The 15,301-nt window shown below is 75.2% G+C and carries 11 protein-coding genes; 3 read left to right on the top strand and 8 right to left on the bottom strand.

Annotated elements, in window-relative coordinates:
* Positions 1–131 precede the first annotated feature (131 nt).
* From AB0C99_RS08665 to AB0C99_RS08645, 5 genes are read right to left on the bottom strand one after another with little or no spacing between them, the layout of a single operon-like run.
* Positions 132–1,247 carry a DegT/DnrJ/EryC1/StrS family aminotransferase gene (locus AB0C99_RS08665; RefSeq protein WP_362471375.1) on the bottom strand — a complete coding sequence of 372 codons (1,116 nt, stop codon included), beginning with the start codon at positions 1,245–1,247 and terminating at the stop codon, positions 132–134.
* The gene (locus AB0C99_RS08660; RefSeq protein ID WP_362471373.1) at positions 1,244–1,960 is read right to left on the bottom strand and encodes an acetyltransferase; all 717 of its coding nucleotides are present in this window, start codon (positions 1,958–1,960) and stop codon (positions 1,244–1,246) included. Before AB0C99_RS08660 ends, AB0C99_RS08665 begins: the two co-directional genes overlap by 4 nt.
* Positions 1,957–4,092 carry an aminotransferase class I/II-fold pyridoxal phosphate-dependent enzyme gene (locus tag AB0C99_RS08655; protein WP_362471370.1) on the bottom strand — a complete coding sequence of 712 codons (2,136 nt, stop codon included), beginning with the start codon at positions 4,090–4,092 and terminating at the stop codon, positions 1,957–1,959. Before AB0C99_RS08655 ends, AB0C99_RS08660 begins: the two co-directional genes overlap by 4 nt.
* Entirely contained in the window at positions 4,089–5,207 is a 1,119-nt protein-coding gene (locus AB0C99_RS08650) for a Gfo/Idh/MocA family oxidoreductase (RefSeq protein ID WP_362471367.1), read from the bottom strand. Before AB0C99_RS08650 ends, AB0C99_RS08655 begins: the two co-directional genes overlap by 4 nt.
* A gap of 17 nt (positions 5,208–5,224) precedes the next feature.
* Positions 5,225–6,610, bottom strand: a complete 1,386-nt coding sequence (locus tag AB0C99_RS08645; RefSeq protein ID WP_362471364.1) for a sugar transferase — start codon at positions 6,608–6,610, stop codon at positions 5,225–5,227.
* Positions 6,611–7,213: 603 nt separating this feature from the next.
* On the opposite strand from AB0C99_RS08645, the gene AB0C99_RS08640 reads away from it, so the two are divergent.
* Together AB0C99_RS08640 and AB0C99_RS08635 are read left to right on the top strand one after the other, a co-directional pair.
* On the top strand, positions 7,214–8,083 hold the full coding sequence (locus AB0C99_RS08640; protein WP_362471362.1) for a glycosyltransferase family A protein: 870 nt from the start codon (positions 7,214–7,216) through the stop codon (positions 8,081–8,083).
* A gap of 255 nt (positions 8,084–8,338) precedes the next feature.
* On the top strand, positions 8,339–9,610 hold the full coding sequence (locus AB0C99_RS08635; RefSeq protein WP_362471359.1) for a glycoside hydrolase family 6 protein: 1,272 nt from the start codon (positions 8,339–8,341) through the stop codon (positions 9,608–9,610).
* Positions 9,611–9,704: 94 nt separating this feature from the next.
* On the opposite strand, the gene AB0C99_RS08630 is transcribed toward AB0C99_RS08635, so the two are convergent.
* A complete protein-coding gene (locus AB0C99_RS08630; RefSeq protein WP_362471356.1) occupies positions 9,705–11,093 on the bottom strand; it encodes an FAD-dependent oxidoreductase in 1,389 nt (462 codons plus the stop codon).
* Positions 11,094–11,221: 128 nt separating this feature from the next.
* Positions 11,222–11,935 carry a TetR/AcrR family transcriptional regulator gene (locus AB0C99_RS08625; protein WP_362471353.1) on the bottom strand — a complete coding sequence of 238 codons (714 nt, stop codon included), beginning with the start codon at positions 11,933–11,935 and terminating at the stop codon, positions 11,222–11,224.
* Positions 11,936–12,078: 143 nt separating this feature from the next.
* On the opposite strand from AB0C99_RS08625, the gene AB0C99_RS08620 reads away from it, so the two are divergent.
* Positions 12,079–13,713, top strand: coding sequence for an amidohydrolase (locus tag AB0C99_RS08620; protein WP_362471350.1), 1,635 nt, complete (start codon positions 12,079–12,081; stop codon positions 13,711–13,713).
* 333 nt (positions 13,714–14,046) lie between these two features.
* On the opposite strand, the gene AB0C99_RS08615 is transcribed toward AB0C99_RS08620, so the two are convergent.
* The gene (locus AB0C99_RS08615; RefSeq protein WP_362471347.1) at positions 14,047–15,015 is read right to left on the bottom strand and encodes a LacI family DNA-binding transcriptional regulator; all 969 of its coding nucleotides are present in this window, start codon (positions 15,013–15,015) and stop codon (positions 14,047–14,049) included.
* Positions 15,016–15,301 lie beyond the last annotated feature (286 nt).

The following is a 15,301-nucleotide window of genomic DNA, read 5'->3' as shown; positions in this document are numbered from 1 at the left end:
CAGAGCGCCTCTGGCCCGGCGGTATCGGTTTTGCATCGCTGTACCTTTCACGGGCAGTACAGTCCTGGCCTTCCGGCCGGGGAGGGGGAGCGGGCCCTGGGGCCGGTCCGACGGATCCCGTCGGACCGGGCCTAGTCGAGGGCGTTCACCAGTGCGTCCGCCACCTGCTGCTGCTGGTCGGCGGAGATCTGCGGGAAGAGCGGGAGGGAGAGGATCTCTCCGGCGGCCCGCTCGGCGTGCGGGAAGTCCCCGCGGTCGTAACCGAGGTGCGCGTAGGCGGGTGTCAGGTGCACCGGGTCCGGGTAGTGCACCCCGGCGCCGATGCCGCTCGCGTTCAGCTTGCCCACCACGGCGTCCCGGTCGGCGCCCGGCACCCGCACCACGTACAGGTGCCAGACGTGCTCGTTGCCCTCGGCGGTGGCCGGGAGCAGCAGCCGCCCGGCCCCGGCGAGCGGGGCCAGCAGCTCGTCGTAGCGGGCCGCCGCCGCCCGCCGGGCCGCGTTGCCCGCCGCGAGGCGGCGCAGCTTGGCCCGGAGCACCACGGCCTGGAGGCCGTCGAGCCGGCTGTTGAAGCCGGGCACGTCGTGCCGGTACTTCTCGACGCCGCCGTGGTTGGCGATCGCCCGGACCAGGGCCGCCGCCTCCGGGTCGTCGGTCAGCACCGCGCCCGCGTCGCCGTACGCGCCGAGGTTCTTGCCCGGGTAGAAGCTGGTGGCGGCGATGCCCCCGCTGCCCGGCGTGCGCCCGTCCCGGCTGGCGCCCTGGCTCTGGGCGGCGTCCTCGACGATCCGCACGCGCTCGGGCAGCGCGGCGGCCAGCGCCGCCACGTCCGCGCTCTGCCCGTAGAGATGCACCGGCACCACGGCCCGGGTGCCGGGACCGACGGCGGCCACGGCCGCCTCGGGGTCGATCAGCAGCGTCTCCGGCTCGCAGTCCACCAGGACCGGCCGGGCCCCGGCGCGCGCGACCGCGCCCGCCGTGGCGATGAACGTGTTCGCGGGCAGGACCACCTCGTCCCCGGCCCCGACGCCGCTCGCGCGCAGCGCCAGCTCCAGGGCGTCGGTGCCGTTGGCGACGCCGACGACGTGCCCGACACCGCCGAACGCGGCGTACTCCCGCTCGAACTCCCGGACCTCCTCGCCGCCGATGAAGGCGGTGCCGGCCAGGACCCGGTCGAAGCCGGCGCGTATCTCCTCGGCGACCTCGGCGTGCGCCGCCTTCAGGTCGACCAGGGGGATCTGGTTCATGTGCCGTTCTCTCCTCGTGCGGGGACGGGTTCGGCGGCGGGGCCGGAGCCGTCCGCCGTGAGCTGTGCCAGGGCCGGGGGCGCGGCGGCGCGCAGCCGCCGGGCCGGCGAACCGGCCCACACCTCGCCCGCCGGGACGTCGGCCAGGACCGTGCTGCCCATGCCGACCAGCGACCAGGCGCCGATCGCGGTGCCCTCGCGGACCAGCGCGCCCGCGCCGAGGTAGGCGCCCCGGCCGACCCGGACGGTGCCGCCCAGGCGCACCCCGGAGGCGAGGGTGGCGAAGTCGGCCACCTCGTCGTCGTGGGTGAGCACGGTGTGCGGCATCACCGCCACGTGCCGCCCCACCCGCACCGCGGCCGTCAGGACCGTGTGGGCGAGGAGGACGGTGCCGGGGCCGAGGACCGAGGTCGCCGAGACCACCGCGGCCGGGTGCACCACGGTGGCGTAGCGCTCCTCGGGCAGGCCGAGGCGCTCCACCACCCGGGCGCGGGAGGCGTAGTCGCGCGGGCTGCCGACGCAGACCACGAAGGACGCGTCCGGCAGCTCGTGGACGAGGGCGCTGCCGCCGAGCACGGGCACCCCGTCGACCTCGACGCCGTGCAGCGCCGGATCGTCGTCGAGGTGCCCCGCCAGCGGCAGGCCCGCGGCCCGGGCGGCCTGCGCGGTCTCCCGCGCGAAGCCGCCGGCGCCGATGAGGACGAGCCGGGTCACGGACGCGCCGCCGCTTCCGCGAGCACGGCGACCACGTGGTCCTGCTGCTCCTCGGTCAGGGTGTGGAACAGCGGCAGGATCAGCGAGTCGCGGGCGATCCGCTCGGTGGCCGGCAGCGGCCCGGCGGGGTGCCCCGCGTAGGCCGGCTCCAGGTGGCTGGCCATGATGCCGCGGCGGGCGGACACCCCGGCCTCGGCGAGCCGGGCCAGCAGCGCGTCCCGGCCGACCGGGAAGTCCTCGGCGAGCAGCACCCAGTACGACTGGAAGTTGGACGCGCCGTGCGCCGGGTCGGTCACCGGCGTCAGGCCGGGCACCTCGCGCAGCAGCGCCCCGTAGCGGGCGGCGAGCTCCCGGCGGCGGGCCACCAGCGCGTCCAGCCTGCCGAGCTGGACCAGGCCGACCGCCGCCTGGATGTCGGTCATCCGGTAGTTGAACCCGGTCTCCAGATAGCTCTCCAGGACGGGCTTGCCGCTCGCGTGCCGCTCGGCCGCCGACACGTTCATGCCGTGCTCGCGCAGCCGCCGCAGCCGCGCCGCCCAGTCGGCGTCGTCGGTGGTGACCATGCCGCCCTCGCCGGTGGTGAGCAGCTTGCGCGGGTGGAAGGACCAGGCGGCGAGCAGCGCGCCGCGCCCGACGGAGCCGCCGTCGACGGTGGAGCCGATCGCGCAGGCCGCGTCCTCGACCAGCGGCAGCCCCCAGCCCTCGCAGGCCGCCCGCAGCGCGGACACGTCGGCGGGCACGCCGCCCTGGTGGACCAGGAGGACGGCCTTGGTACGGGGGGTGCGGACGGCGTCCACGGTGGCGGCGGTCAGGTTGCCGGTGGCGAGGTCCACGTCCGCGAAGACCGGTTCGGCGCCCACGTACCGTACGGCGTTGGCGGTGGCGATGAAGGACAGCGAGGGGACCACGACCTCGTCGCCGGGGCCGAGGTCCAGCGCGACCAGCGCCAGGTGCAGGGCGGTGGTGCAGGAACTGACGGCGACGCCGTGCGCGGCGCCGACCCGCTCCGCGAAGGCCCGCTCGAACGCGGCGACCTTCGGGCCCTGCGCGACCCAGCCGGACAGCACGGTGTCGGAGGCCGCCTTGGCCTCCTCCTCGCCGAGCCACGGCACCATGACGGGGATCCGCACGGGAGCCTCCGCGGCGGCGACGTCGGCGTCCGTCCCGGTGGCGCCCTTCTCGGCCCGCCACCAGTCGACCAGGTCCTTCAGGCCGGTCCGCAGGTCGATCTCGGCCTTGAAGCCGAGCCGCTCCTCGGCGCGCGTGGTGTCCGCGAGCCGCCGGGTCACCCCGTTGACCGCGCGGGCCGGGCCGTGCACCGGCTCCAGGTCCGAACCCATCACCTCAAGGAGCCCGTCGGCCAGCTCCCGCAGCGAGGTCTCGGTGGCGCTCGCCACGTTGAACACCTCGTCGGTCAGCCCGTCGCGGGCCGCCAGGATGTTGGCGCGGGCGATGTCCCGGACGTCGACGAAGTCCATCGTCTGGGTGCCGTCGCCGAGGATCAGCGGCGGCTCGCCCGCCTCGATCCGCTCCATCCAGCGGATCAGGACCTCCGTGTACAGGCCGTGGATGTCCATCCGGGGCCCGTACACGTTGAAGTAGCGCAGCGCCACGTAGTCCAGGCCGTACATGGCGTGGAAGCTGCGCAGCATCCCCTCGTTGAACGCCTTGGCGGCGCCGTAGAAGGTGTCGTTGTTGTACGGGTGGTGGCGCTCGGTGGTCGGGAAGGACTCGGCCAGGCCGTAGACCGAGGCCGAGGAGGAGGCGATGACCTTGCCCACCCCGGCCGCCGCGGCGGCCTCCAGCACGTTGAACGTGCCGTTCACCATGACCTCGTTGGCCAGCCGGGGCTCCTCCGCGCACTGCGTGATGCGGATCGCCGCCAGGTGGTAGACGAGATCGGCGCCCTCGGTCACCCGGTGCACGGTCGCCGCGTCCCGGATGTCGCCCTCGACGAGCTCGACCCGGCCGCTCGCCAGGGCCTTGGCGAGGTTGGCCCGCCGGCCGCGCACGAAGTTGTCGAGCACGACGACCTGGCTCGCACCCCCCTCCACGAGGAGGTCCGTCACATGGGAGCCGATGGTGCCGGCACCGCCGGTGACCAGGACCCGCTTGCCCGCGATATCGCTCAACGCCGTTCTCCCCGCACTTCGTCACCGTTCTTGAGGGCCCGCTCGGACCCGGTCCGCAGCCCGACCACCGCGCCGCGGAACTGCAGGCTCCGCGAGGCCGCCTCCAGGATGTCCAGCACCCGCAGCCCGGCCCGCCCGTCGGTCAGCGCCGGCCGCCCCTCGGCGATCGCCGCCGCGAACTCGTCGACCATGCTGCGCAGCGCCTCCTTCTCGCCGATCGCCGGGGCGACCATGTCGCCGCTGCGGTACGAGATGAGGGCCTCGCGACGCTCGTCCGCGCCCAGCTCCTGGGGCGTGGCCAGGTCGACACCACGGTCGAACAGGGCCACCCGCTGGGCCGGGTTGAGGTCGTCCCAGACCAGGGTGCGCTTGGAGCCGCCGACCATGGTGGTGCGCACCTTGGTCGGGGACAGCCAGTTCACGTGCACGTGCGCGATGGCGCCCGTGTTCAGCTGGAGCGTCAGATACGTGATGCAGTCCTGGCCCGCCCCGATCGGGTCGGCGCCGTGCGCGGCGACCGCGACCGGCGCCACGTGCTCGGGCAGGATGAAGTCCAGGATCGACAGGTCGTGCGGGGCCAGGTCCCACAGCACGTCGATGTCCTTCTGGACCAGGCCCAGGTTGATCCGCACCGAGTCCACGTAGTGGATCTCGCCCAGCGCGCCCTCGCGCACCAGCTCGCGGATCTTCGCCACGGCCGGGGTGTAGCAGTAGGTGTGGTCGCACATCAGGGTCAGGCCGCGCTCCTCGGCCTCCGCGACCAGCCGCGCCCCGTCGGCGTAGGTGGTGGCCAGCGGCTTCTCGACCAGGACGTGCTTGCCCGCGCGCAGCGCCGCGAGCGCCACGTCCAGGTGGGTGCCGGCCGGGGTGGCGACGGCGACCGCGCGCACCTCCGGGTCGGCGAGCACCGCCGCGTAGTCGTCGGTGGCCTGGACGGTGGAGTACCCGCCGAGCACCCGCTGGGCGCGCGTGACGTCGAGGTCGCAGAGCCAGCGCAGCCGGAACCGGTCGCTGGCCTGGAAGTTGCGCACCAGGTTCGGACCCCAGTAGCCGGCGCCTATGACGGCGACCCCCAGGCGCTCGTCCGGCCGCCCGGAGTCGTTCGCGTCGCTCACGTGTGTTCCCTTCATCGTCAGTAGGCCCCCGTCCCGCGCAGGACGGCCGGGCCGGTGCGCAGCAGGATCAGCGCGTCCAGGCCGAGCGACCAGTTGTCCACGTACGCCAGGTCGAGGCGTACGGCTTCGTCCCAGGGCAGGTCGGAGCGACCGCTGACCTGCCACAGGCCGGTGAGGCCCGGTTTCACGAGCAGCCGGCGCCGGACCTCGTGGCTGTAGCCGGCGACTTCCTCGGGCAGCGGCGGACGCGGCCCGATCAGCGACATGCGCCCGTTCAGCACGTTCAGGAGCTGGGGCAGCTCGTCGATCGAGTAGCGCCGCAGGGTGGCCCCGACCCGGGTGACCCGGGGGTCGTCGCGGACCTTGAAGAGCAGGCCGTCGCTGTTGTGGTTGGCGTGCGCCAGCTCGTCCCTGACGGCCTCCGCGTCCGGCCGCATCGTGCGGAACTTGAACATGGTGAACTGCTTGCCGTGCAGGCCCACCCGGACCTGCCGGAACAGCGCCGGGCCGCGGCTGCCGAGGCGGACGGCCAGGGCCACCACGCACATCAGCGGGGCGAGCACCAGCAGCAGCGCCGCGGCGACCAGCCGCTCGGCGAGCTCCTTGGGGAGCCGGGCCCAGCGGGACAGCTTCGGGGCCCGCAGGTGGATCAGCGGGACCCCGCCGACCGGCCGTACGGCCAGGCGGGAGGCGGCCACGTCGCCGAAGGCGGGCGCCAGCAGGAAGTCGCCGCCGGCGGCGGCGGTGCTCCAGGACAGAGCGCGCAGCAGGGTCGCGTCGATCTCCGGCGACGGCAGCACGACGACGGTGGTCGAGCCGCCGAACCCGCGTATCGCGCCGGGGACTTCGTCGACGCCGCCGAGCACCGGCACGCCCAGCTTGTCGAGCGGGGCGCGGCCCCGGGCGTTGCCGGGGTCGGTGAGGCAGACGCCGGCGATGTCCATGCCCTGGAGGCCGACCCGGGACGGCGAGCGCTCCGGGCCGCCGTTCCACAGCGCCGAGAGCAGCTCGGCGACGCCGGCCGAGGGGCCGACGAGGATCGCCGTGGTGCGGTTGCGGCCCTGCGCCCAGTTCCGGCGCAGCCAGCGCCGGAGCAGGAAGCGGGCCGCCAGGCTGAGGGCGGCCACGGTCGGGGCCGCCAGGATCATCTCGTGCAACAGGTCGAGGTCGCCCACCACGCCCCAGCCGACCACCGCGGCGAGCGCCGGCAGCACCAGGGCACCGCGCAGCACCCGGCGGTAGACCTCTCCGCCGGAGCCGAACACGGCGCGCTCGTAGGCCCGGTGGGCGTACATCAGGGCGGCCCAGGCCGGCGGCAGGCCGAGGACCACGGTCCAGTGGCCCACCGCGCCGAGGACGCTGAGCGCGGCGACGACGGCCGCGGCGGCGTCCGTGGCCAGCAATATGGTCTGGTGTCTCCTCCGCCACCACAGGCGGTGGACATCGAAGTGTGTGGATTCGACTCGATGCCGCTCATGCGTGACCGGCAGGACGGTCATCCATTCCCCCCAAGGGCGCTTCCCGCGCAACCCGCCGATCCACGCGCGCCGTTTCCCCCGGGGACGCCTGCGAGAGCGGCTCGCGGGCAGGGGAAAGGCAGCGGTGGTGCGACGAGGATGCGCGGCTCTTCCGCCTGACTGAACGCTGCGAACCGACGGTGAGCCTCCCCAGCCACCACCGAGCCCGCACAGGACGCAGAATCCGCCCGGGACGAGTCGTGTTCGTGCCCCAGCGGATCCGGCAGCGCTCAATCTAGACCAACTGGGGCAGGCCATCCAGGAGTTGTGTGAAACTCCTACCGATAGTTGAAGGAACTGTAAGAGTGGGACGCATCGGTTCAGGTCCGTACGCGTCCCGGTGGGCGCGGAGGGGCGGCCTCCGGTGCGGCGGTGCCGCGGCGGACCCGGCGACCGGGACGGGGCCGGCCCATCGGCCCAGGTCATGGCCGTGCCGGGAAAATGTGTGAAGGAACCGTGCGGGCGGGCCGTCTTGGTCATACTGTCCCCGTGCCCAGCATCGTGATCCCCGCCCACAACGAGGAACGCACCCTCGGCCGGCTCCTGGACGCCCTCCTGGACGGTGCCCGGAGTGACGAGTTCGACATCGTCGTGGTGTGCAACGGCTGTACGGACGACACCGCCCGCGTCGCCGCGGGCCACGGTCCGGGGGTCCGGGTCGTCGAGACGCCCGTGCCGTCCAAGCACGAGGCCCTGCGCCTCGGCGACGAGTACGCCCGCGGCTTCCCCCGGATCTACGTGGACGCCGACGTGGTGCTCGGCGCCGGGGACGTGCGGGCCCTGGCCGCCGCGCTCGACGGGCCCGGCGGCGTGCTCGCGACGGCGCCCGAGCGGGAGTTGCCGATGGCCGGCTGTTCCTGGCGGGTGCGCGCGTACTACCGGGTCTGGCAGCGGCTGCCCGCCGTCCGCGAGGGGCTGTTCGGGCGCGGCGTCATCGCCATGTCCGGCGAGGGGCACGCCCGGATCGCCGCGCTGCCGCCGCTGATGGCCGACGACCTCGCCGCCTCGCTCGCCTTCGGGCCCGCCGAGCGCGGGGTGGTCCGGACCGCCCGCGTGGTCGTCCGGCCGCCGCGCACCTGGCGGGACCTGATCCGCCGCCGGGTCAGGGCCGCCACCTCCACCGCCCAACTGGAGGAGCACCAGCGGACGTCGGCGGAGGCCGAGCGCGCCGCGCCGCCCTCGGCCCGTACCGGCGTCTCCGACCTGCGGGCCATGCTCCGGGCCGAGCCCGCCCTGCTGCCCGCCGTCCTCGTCTTCCTCTCCGCCGCGCTCGCGGCGCGCAGGGGCGCGCGCAAGGCCGTCAAGGCGCGCGACTTCGACACCTGGCTCCGGGACGAGAGCAGCCGCCAGGACGGCTGACCGCCCGATCGGAGCGTTCGGGCCCCTCGGTGATCATCGGCCGCCTAGGGCCTGTCGTCACACTCCCGTCGTCGCCCGGAGGGCGGCCCCGCGGCGTCAGGCGCGTGCTCTCGGCGTGCCGGGCGCACGCCCTCGTACTTGGAGTACTCGGGCTTGTGCCCGGTGCGCCGAGAGCGCGTGCATGGCGTCGCGAGGCAGACGGGAGTGTGACGACAGGCCCTAGGCTGCCGGTGACCGCACCACGGAAGGGTCCGCATGATGTTCCGGAAGTCCGGGCGGCGCACCGCCGTCCTCGCGGCGGTGCTCGCCGTCTGCGCCGCCTGGACCGGCCTCGCCCCCGCGGCGTCGGCCGAGGCGCCCGGCGGGCCGCTCACCGCCGCCACCCGTTTCTACGTCGACCCCGACAGCGGCGCCGCCCGCCAGGCCGTCGCCGACGCGGCGGCCGGGAACGCGGCGGACGCGGACCGCATGCGCCGGCTCGCCGCGCTGCCCCAGGCCGCCTGGTTCACCGGCGGCACCCCGGAGAGCACGCGCGCCGGAGCGAGCGCCCTGATCGCGCGGGCGCGCGCCGCGCACCAGCTCCCGGTCCTCGTCGCGTACAACGTCCCCGGCCGCGACTGCGGCCACTACTCCGGCGGCGGCGCCGCCGACTCGGCCGCCTACCGCGCCTGGATCGGCGCCCTCGCCGAGGGCATCGGCGCCGGTCCCGCGCTCGTGGTCCTGGAGCCCGACGGGCTGGCCGCGCTGCCCAGCGACTGCGCGGGGAACACCGACCCGACCGGCGCGCTGTCCGCCGCCCGCCTCGCCGACCTGGACTTCGCCGTCACCGTCCTCAAGCGGAGCACCGCCACCGCCGTTTACCTGGACGCGGGCAACAGCCAGTGGAAGTCCGTCGGCGACATCGCGGGACGACTGGTGAGCGCGGGCGTGGCCAAGGCCGACGGCTTCTCGCTGAACGTCTCCAACTTCCAGCCCACCGACCAGCTCACCCGCTACGGCGGCTGGATCTCCCGCTGCGTCTGGTTCGCCACCCGCGGCCCCGACTGGGCGCGCGGCCACACCGACTGGTGCGCGAGCCAGTACTACTCGCCCGCCGCCCCCAACGACGGCACCCCCGGCAACGCGGTCTCGGCCGCCGACCCGGCCACCTGGCACTGGACCGACACCTGGTACGCCCAGACCACCGGCGGCGCGCCCGCCGCCGAGCTGCTCCACTTCGTCGTGGACACCAGCCGCAACGGCCGCGGCCCCTGGACCCCGCCCGCCGGGGCCTACCCCGACCCGGAGACCTGGTGCAACCCGCCCGGCCGGGGCCTCGGCCCCCGCCCCACGGCCGACACCGGGGTCCCGCTCGCCGACGCGTACCTGTACGTGAAGACGGTCGGCGAGTCCGACGGGAGCTGCACCCGGGGCACCGGCGGCCCGGCCGACCCCGTGTACGGGACCGTCGACCCGCCCGCCGGCGCCTGGTGGGCCGAACTGGCCCACGGGCTGGCCCGCGAGGCCGTACCGCCTCTGACTCCCTGAGCTCGCTGACTCCCTGAGCCCGCTGCCCTCCTGACCCCCTGCCCCGATGAGCTCCTGGGCTCCTGGGCTCCTGGCCCCCTCAGCCGCGCGCCGGTCAGGAGCCGAAGCCGAGTCCTGCCCGGTCCAGGGCCCGCAGCCACAGGTTGCGGCGGCCCTCGTGCGCGTCGGCGCGGGCCATCGACCACTGGGTGATCCCGATGCCCAGCGAGCGCGCCGGCTCCGGCGGGAACGGCAGCGGCTTGCGCCGCACCAGGTCCAGGGCGGTGCGCTCGGTGCGCTCGCCCGCCAGCAGGTCCAGCATCACCTCGGCGCCGAAGCGGGTGGCGCCGACCCCCAGCCCCGTATAGCCCGCCGCGTAGGCGACCTTGCCGCGGTGGCTGGTGTCGAAGAAGACGCAGAAGCGCGTGCTGGTGTCGATGGCGCCGCCCCAGGCGTGGCTGAAGCGCACCCCGGCGAGCTGCGGGAACGTCGCGGCGAAGTGCCGGGCCAGGGTGGCGAAGGAGGCGGGCCGCCGGTCGTGCTCGGCGCGCACGGCCCGGCGGTGCACGGCGTCGTAACCACCCCACAGGATCCGGTTGTCGGCGGAGAGCCGCACATAGTGGAAGCTGTTGGCGCAGTCGGCCCAGCCCTGCCGGTTCCGCCAGCCCACGGAGGCCAGTTGGGCCTCCGTCAGCGGCTCGGTCATCAGGGCGTAGTCGTAGACCGGGACGGTGTAAGGGCGGTGCCGGCGCAGCAGCGAGGGATAGGCGTTGGTGGCGAGCGCGACCCGCCGGGCGCGCACCCGGCCGTACGGGGTGGTGACGGCGACCCGGGCGCCGTCCTCGGCGAGCCCGGTGCCGGGGGTGTGCTCGTAGACGCGGACGTCTAGCTCCTGGCAGGCCCGCTTCAGGCCCCAGGCCAGCCGGGCCGGGTCGACCATGGCGGTGTCGGAGGTGTTCCAGAGCCCGCCGAGGAAGGCGGGGGAGTCGATCTCCGCGCGGACCCCGGCCTCGTCGAGCAGCCTGACCTCCGCCCCGTACCGCGCGGCCGTCTCGGCCTCCTCGGCGAGCCCGGCGAGCTGGTACGGCTCGGTGGCCACGACGAGCGAACCGGTGCGCTCCCAGGCGCAGTCGATGCCGTAGCGGGTGAGGGCGTCCTCCATGGCCCGGAGGTTCTCCCGGCCGAGCCGCTCCAGCCGCCCGATCTCGTGCGGCCAGCGCGCCAGACCGTTGCCCAGGCCGTGGGTGAGGCTCGATTCGCAGAAGCCGCCGTTGCGGCCGGAGGCGGCGCCGCCCGCCTGGTCCGCCTCGATCACGACCACGTCGGCGGAGGGGTCGCGTTCCTTGGCGATGAGCGCCGTCCACAGCCCGGTGTAGCCGCCGCCGACCACCAGCAGATCGCAGTCGGTGGGGCCGACGAGGGCGGGGGAGACCTCCGGGCGGTCCGGGGTGTCCAGCCAGAAGGGGGTGGGCGAGGCGTCGCGCAGCGCGTGCACGGGGTCCATGGGGCGGGGCTCCTTCGGATCGCGGAGGTACGGGCCTCCGAAGTGCCGCCATGAGAACCGGCCAGGCGATTTTGCGTCAAGGGTGTTGTCGTAAGGCGGCGACCGGGGAGACGGACGCCCCGGCGCCGTCACCCGCGCCGCCGGTGCGCCTCCAGGCGCGCCCCCACCGCGTCCAGCATCAGCTCCAGCGCGAACGGGTGCCCGCTGTCCCGCATGTCCGCCGCGAGCAGCGGGAAGGTCGCCGCCACATGCGGGTGGGTGGTCGCCGAGAGCTTCCCGTACGCCTCGTGCCAGACCTGCTCGTCGGCCGCCCGGGCCGGCTCCGGCAGCGCGAACGTCGCCGCGTCCAGCGCCGCGAAGGCGAGCGCCTGGTCCACGAACGCGTGGTAGATCCGCACCGCCTCCGCGTCCGGGAAGCCCGCCCCGCGCAGCACCGAGAGGATCGCCTCCACCGCCCGGGTCTCGTTCTCGCGGCCCGTCGTGCGGTGCGCGGCCAGCGCCGCCGCCTGCGGGTTCGCCAGATAGGCCGCGTGGATGCGCAGCGCGATGTCCCGCAGGTCGGCCCGCCAGTCCCCGGTGGCCCGCCAGGTCCGCTGGGCCACCCCGATCAGCTCGTCGGCGAGGGCCAGCAACAGGTCGTCGGTGTTGCGGAAGTAGCGGTAGATCGCGCTGGGATCGGAGCCGAGCGCGGCCCCGAGCCGCCGCACCGAGAGCGCCTCCGCGCCGTGCTGGGCCACCAGCCGCAGCGCCGTCTCGACGATGACCCGCTCGGAAAGGACGGTGCCCTGCTTGGTGGGGCGCCTGCGCTGTCGCCGGTTCTCCGGCACCACTCGTTCGGCCATGCCGCCGGACCTTATGACAACACCCTTGACGTGTAAACCACCGCGACGGTTGCATGACGCCCCTCGCACCGGCCCCCTCGGGACCGGTCCGGCGGGCCCCGGGCGGCAGTGCCCCCGGCCCCTCACCCTCCAGGAGTACGTACATGAGCACGGCCGACCTGGTCTTCACCGGTGGCCCCGTCTTCACGGGCGATCCCGCCCGGACCCGGGCCTCCTCCCTCGCCGTCGTCGGCGAGCGGATCATCGCCGTCGGCCACGACGAGGTCCGCGCCCTGATCGGTCCGCGGACCGAGGTCGTCGACCTGGCGGGCCGGCTGCTGATCCCGGGCTTCCAGGACGCCCACATCCACGCCGTCTCCGGCGGCGTGGAGATGGCCGAGTGCGACCTGAGCGGCACCACCGGCGTCGACGACTACCTGCGCATCATCGGCACGTACGCCGCCGAGCACCCCGACCGCCCGTGGATCACCGGCGGCGGCTGGTCCATGGAGAGCTTCGAGGGCGGACTGCCCTCCCGGCGGCTGCTCGACGGCGTGGTCGCCGACCGGCCCGTGCTCCTCGTCAACCGCGACCACCACGGCGCCTGGGCCAACTCCCGCGCCCTGGAGCTCGCCGGGATCACCGTCGGCACCCCCGACCCGGCCGACGGGCGCATCGAGCGCGAGGCCGACGGCACCCCGAGCGGCGTCCTCCAGGAGGGCGCGGTCTCGCTGGTCCAGCGGCTGCTGCCGCCGACCACCGCCGCCGACCGGCTGGCCGGGCTGCTGCGCGCCCAGGACCTGCTGCACTCGCTCGGCATCACCGGCTGGCAGGACGCCCTGCTCGGCTCCTTCAACGGGATGGCCGACCCCGCCGACGCCTATCTGACGGCCGCTCAGGACGGCACCCTCACCGCGCGGGTCAGCGGCGCGCTGTGGTGGGACCGGGCCCGCGGCGCCGAGCAGATCCCCGAACTCGTCGAGCGCCGGGCGGTCTCGCACCACGGGCGCTTCCGGGCCGGCTCGGTGAAGATCATGCAGGACGGCGTCGCCGAGAACTTCACCGCCGCCATGACCAGCCCCTATCTCGACGCGTGCGGCTGCGCCACGGCCAACAGCGGGCTGAGCTTCGTCGACCCCGAGGCGCTGCGCGGCCATGTGACCGCGCTCGACGCCCTCGACTTCCAGGTGCACTTCCACGCGCTCGGCGACCGCGCCGTCCGCGAGGCGCTGGACGCGGTCGAGGCGGCGGTCGAGGCCAACGGGCGGCGCGGCAACCGGCACCACCTGGCCCACCTCCAGGTCGTGCACCCCGACGACATCGCCCGCTTCGCGCGGCTCGGCGCGCTCGCCAACATCCAGCCGCTGTGGGCCGCGCACGAGCCGCAGATGGACGAGCTGACCATCCCGTTCCTCGGCCCCGAACGGGCCGCCTGGCAGTACCCGTTCGGCGACCTGGTCCGGGCCGGCGCCACCCTGGTCGCGGGCAGCGACTGGCCGGTGAGCAGCCCCGACCCGCTGGCCGGGCTGCACGTGGCCGTCAACCGTGCCGAGCCGGGCGCCGCCGACGGGCGGGTCTTCCTGCCCGAGCAGCGCCTGGACCTGGCGACCGCGCTGGCCGCGTACACGGCGGGCTCCGCCCACGTCGGCGGCCACGACGAGGCCGGCAGCCTGCGCGCCGGGCACCTCGCCGACCTCGTCGTCCTCGACCGCGACATCTTCACGGCCCCGGCCGCGGAGATCGCCGAGGCGCGCGTGGAACAGACCTTCGTCGGCGGCACCCGCGTCTTCGCGGGCTAGGGGAGACGCTAGGGGAGAGGGGACGGAATGCCGACCACGCCGGACGGACGCCGAGCGGAACCCGGGCACCCGCCCAGGCCCGCTCCCGACGCCCCGCGCACCGCGTGCGCGGGCCCGCACGCGGGAGTGCGCCCGCGGCCAGGCGTGGTCGGTGCGACCGGGGTGGCCGGTGCGACCAGAGTGGCCGAAGCGGCCGAAGCGGCCGGAGTGGCTGGTGCGGCCTGTGCGACTGGCGGGACCGGCGTGACCGACGTCGTCGGCAGCACCCGCCCGGTCACGTCGGCCGCCTCGCCGCGCCCCGCCCCGCCCGCCCCGCCCGCCCCACCCCGGCCGTCAGGTCGAGGCCCGCACCCTGAGCCGGGCGGAGAGCAGCACGCCCGGGGGGGTGCTGCCTCCGCCCTCCAGGGCCGACACGAGCAGTCCGACACCGGCCTCCGCCACCTCGGCCGGGCGCAGGCTCAGCGTGGTGACCGGCGGGTCCGCGTGGGCGGCCGAGCCGTCCTCGCTCACGCACACCACCCGCAGCTCCCCGGGCACCGCGAGGCCGAGCCGCCGCGCGGCGTCCAGGACCAGCGGCGGGCTGGCCTCCGCCACCACGAACAGCCCGTCGGGCCGGGGCTCGGCGCCCAGGGCCTCCTCGACGGCGCGGACCACCGGTCCGTTGCCGGGCAGCGGGACCAGGGTGACCAGTTCCTCGGCGCCGTGCCGCGCGCACCAGGCGCGGTAGGCGGCGTGGACCTCGCGGTGGAAGCGGGTCGTGCTGTCGGGCAGGACGAGCGCGGTCCGCCGCGACCCGCGCTCGCGCAGGTGGTCCAGGGAGTCCCGTACCGCTGCCTCCGTGTCCACGTCGACCCAGTACGCGCCGGGGCGGTCCGCCACCGACGCGTCGCTGAAGACGGGGATCCGGGCGGCGAGGAAGTCCTCCACCAGGGGGTCGTCCTCGACCGGGTCGGCGACGATCACCGCCTCCAGGGGCAGGTCGGCCCACTCCCGCTGGAGCGTCCCCGCGGGCAGCATCACCAGCGCGTAGCCGTGCCGCAGGGCCGCCGCGGCGGTGGCGCTCGTCAGCTGGGCGAAGTACGGCGAGTCCAGGTACGTCCAGGGCGCGCCGGCGAACTCCCCGACGACGTAGCCGATCAGCCGGGCCCGCCCGGCGCGCAGCTGCCGGGCGGTGGCGTTGGGCCGGTAGCCCATCCGCCGGGCGGTCTCGCGGGCCCGCTCCCGCACCGCGGGGGAGAGGCGTCCGGTGCCGTTGAGCGCGGCGGAGACGGTCGTCTTCGAGAGCCCGGCCTCACGGGCCACGTCGACGAGCCGGACCCGGGGTCCCGGCGGTCCCGACGGCCTCCGGACGGGTCCGCCGGGCCTGTCCCCGTCATGCCCTCCGGGCTGTTCAGAAGTGGTCACGATTCGATGCTGCCACCTTCCTGACCTCTGCAAAACCGTTCCCGCAAAGTCTTGTGCGGGAACGTTCCCGCATCAATACTCGCTGCATCCCCCCAGCTCCCCCAGCTCCCCCAGCTCCCCCAGCTCCCCCAGCTCCCCCAGCTCCCCCAGCTCCCCCAGCTCCCCCAGCTCCCCCAGCTCCCCC

Source organism: Streptomyces sp. NPDC048659 (assembly GCF_040650575.1).
Classification (GTDB): Bacteria; Actinomycetota; Actinomycetes; order Streptomycetales; family Streptomycetaceae; genus Streptomyces.
Note: the sequence above shows the minus strand (reverse complement) of the source record. Positions and strands in the feature narration are given on the sequence as shown.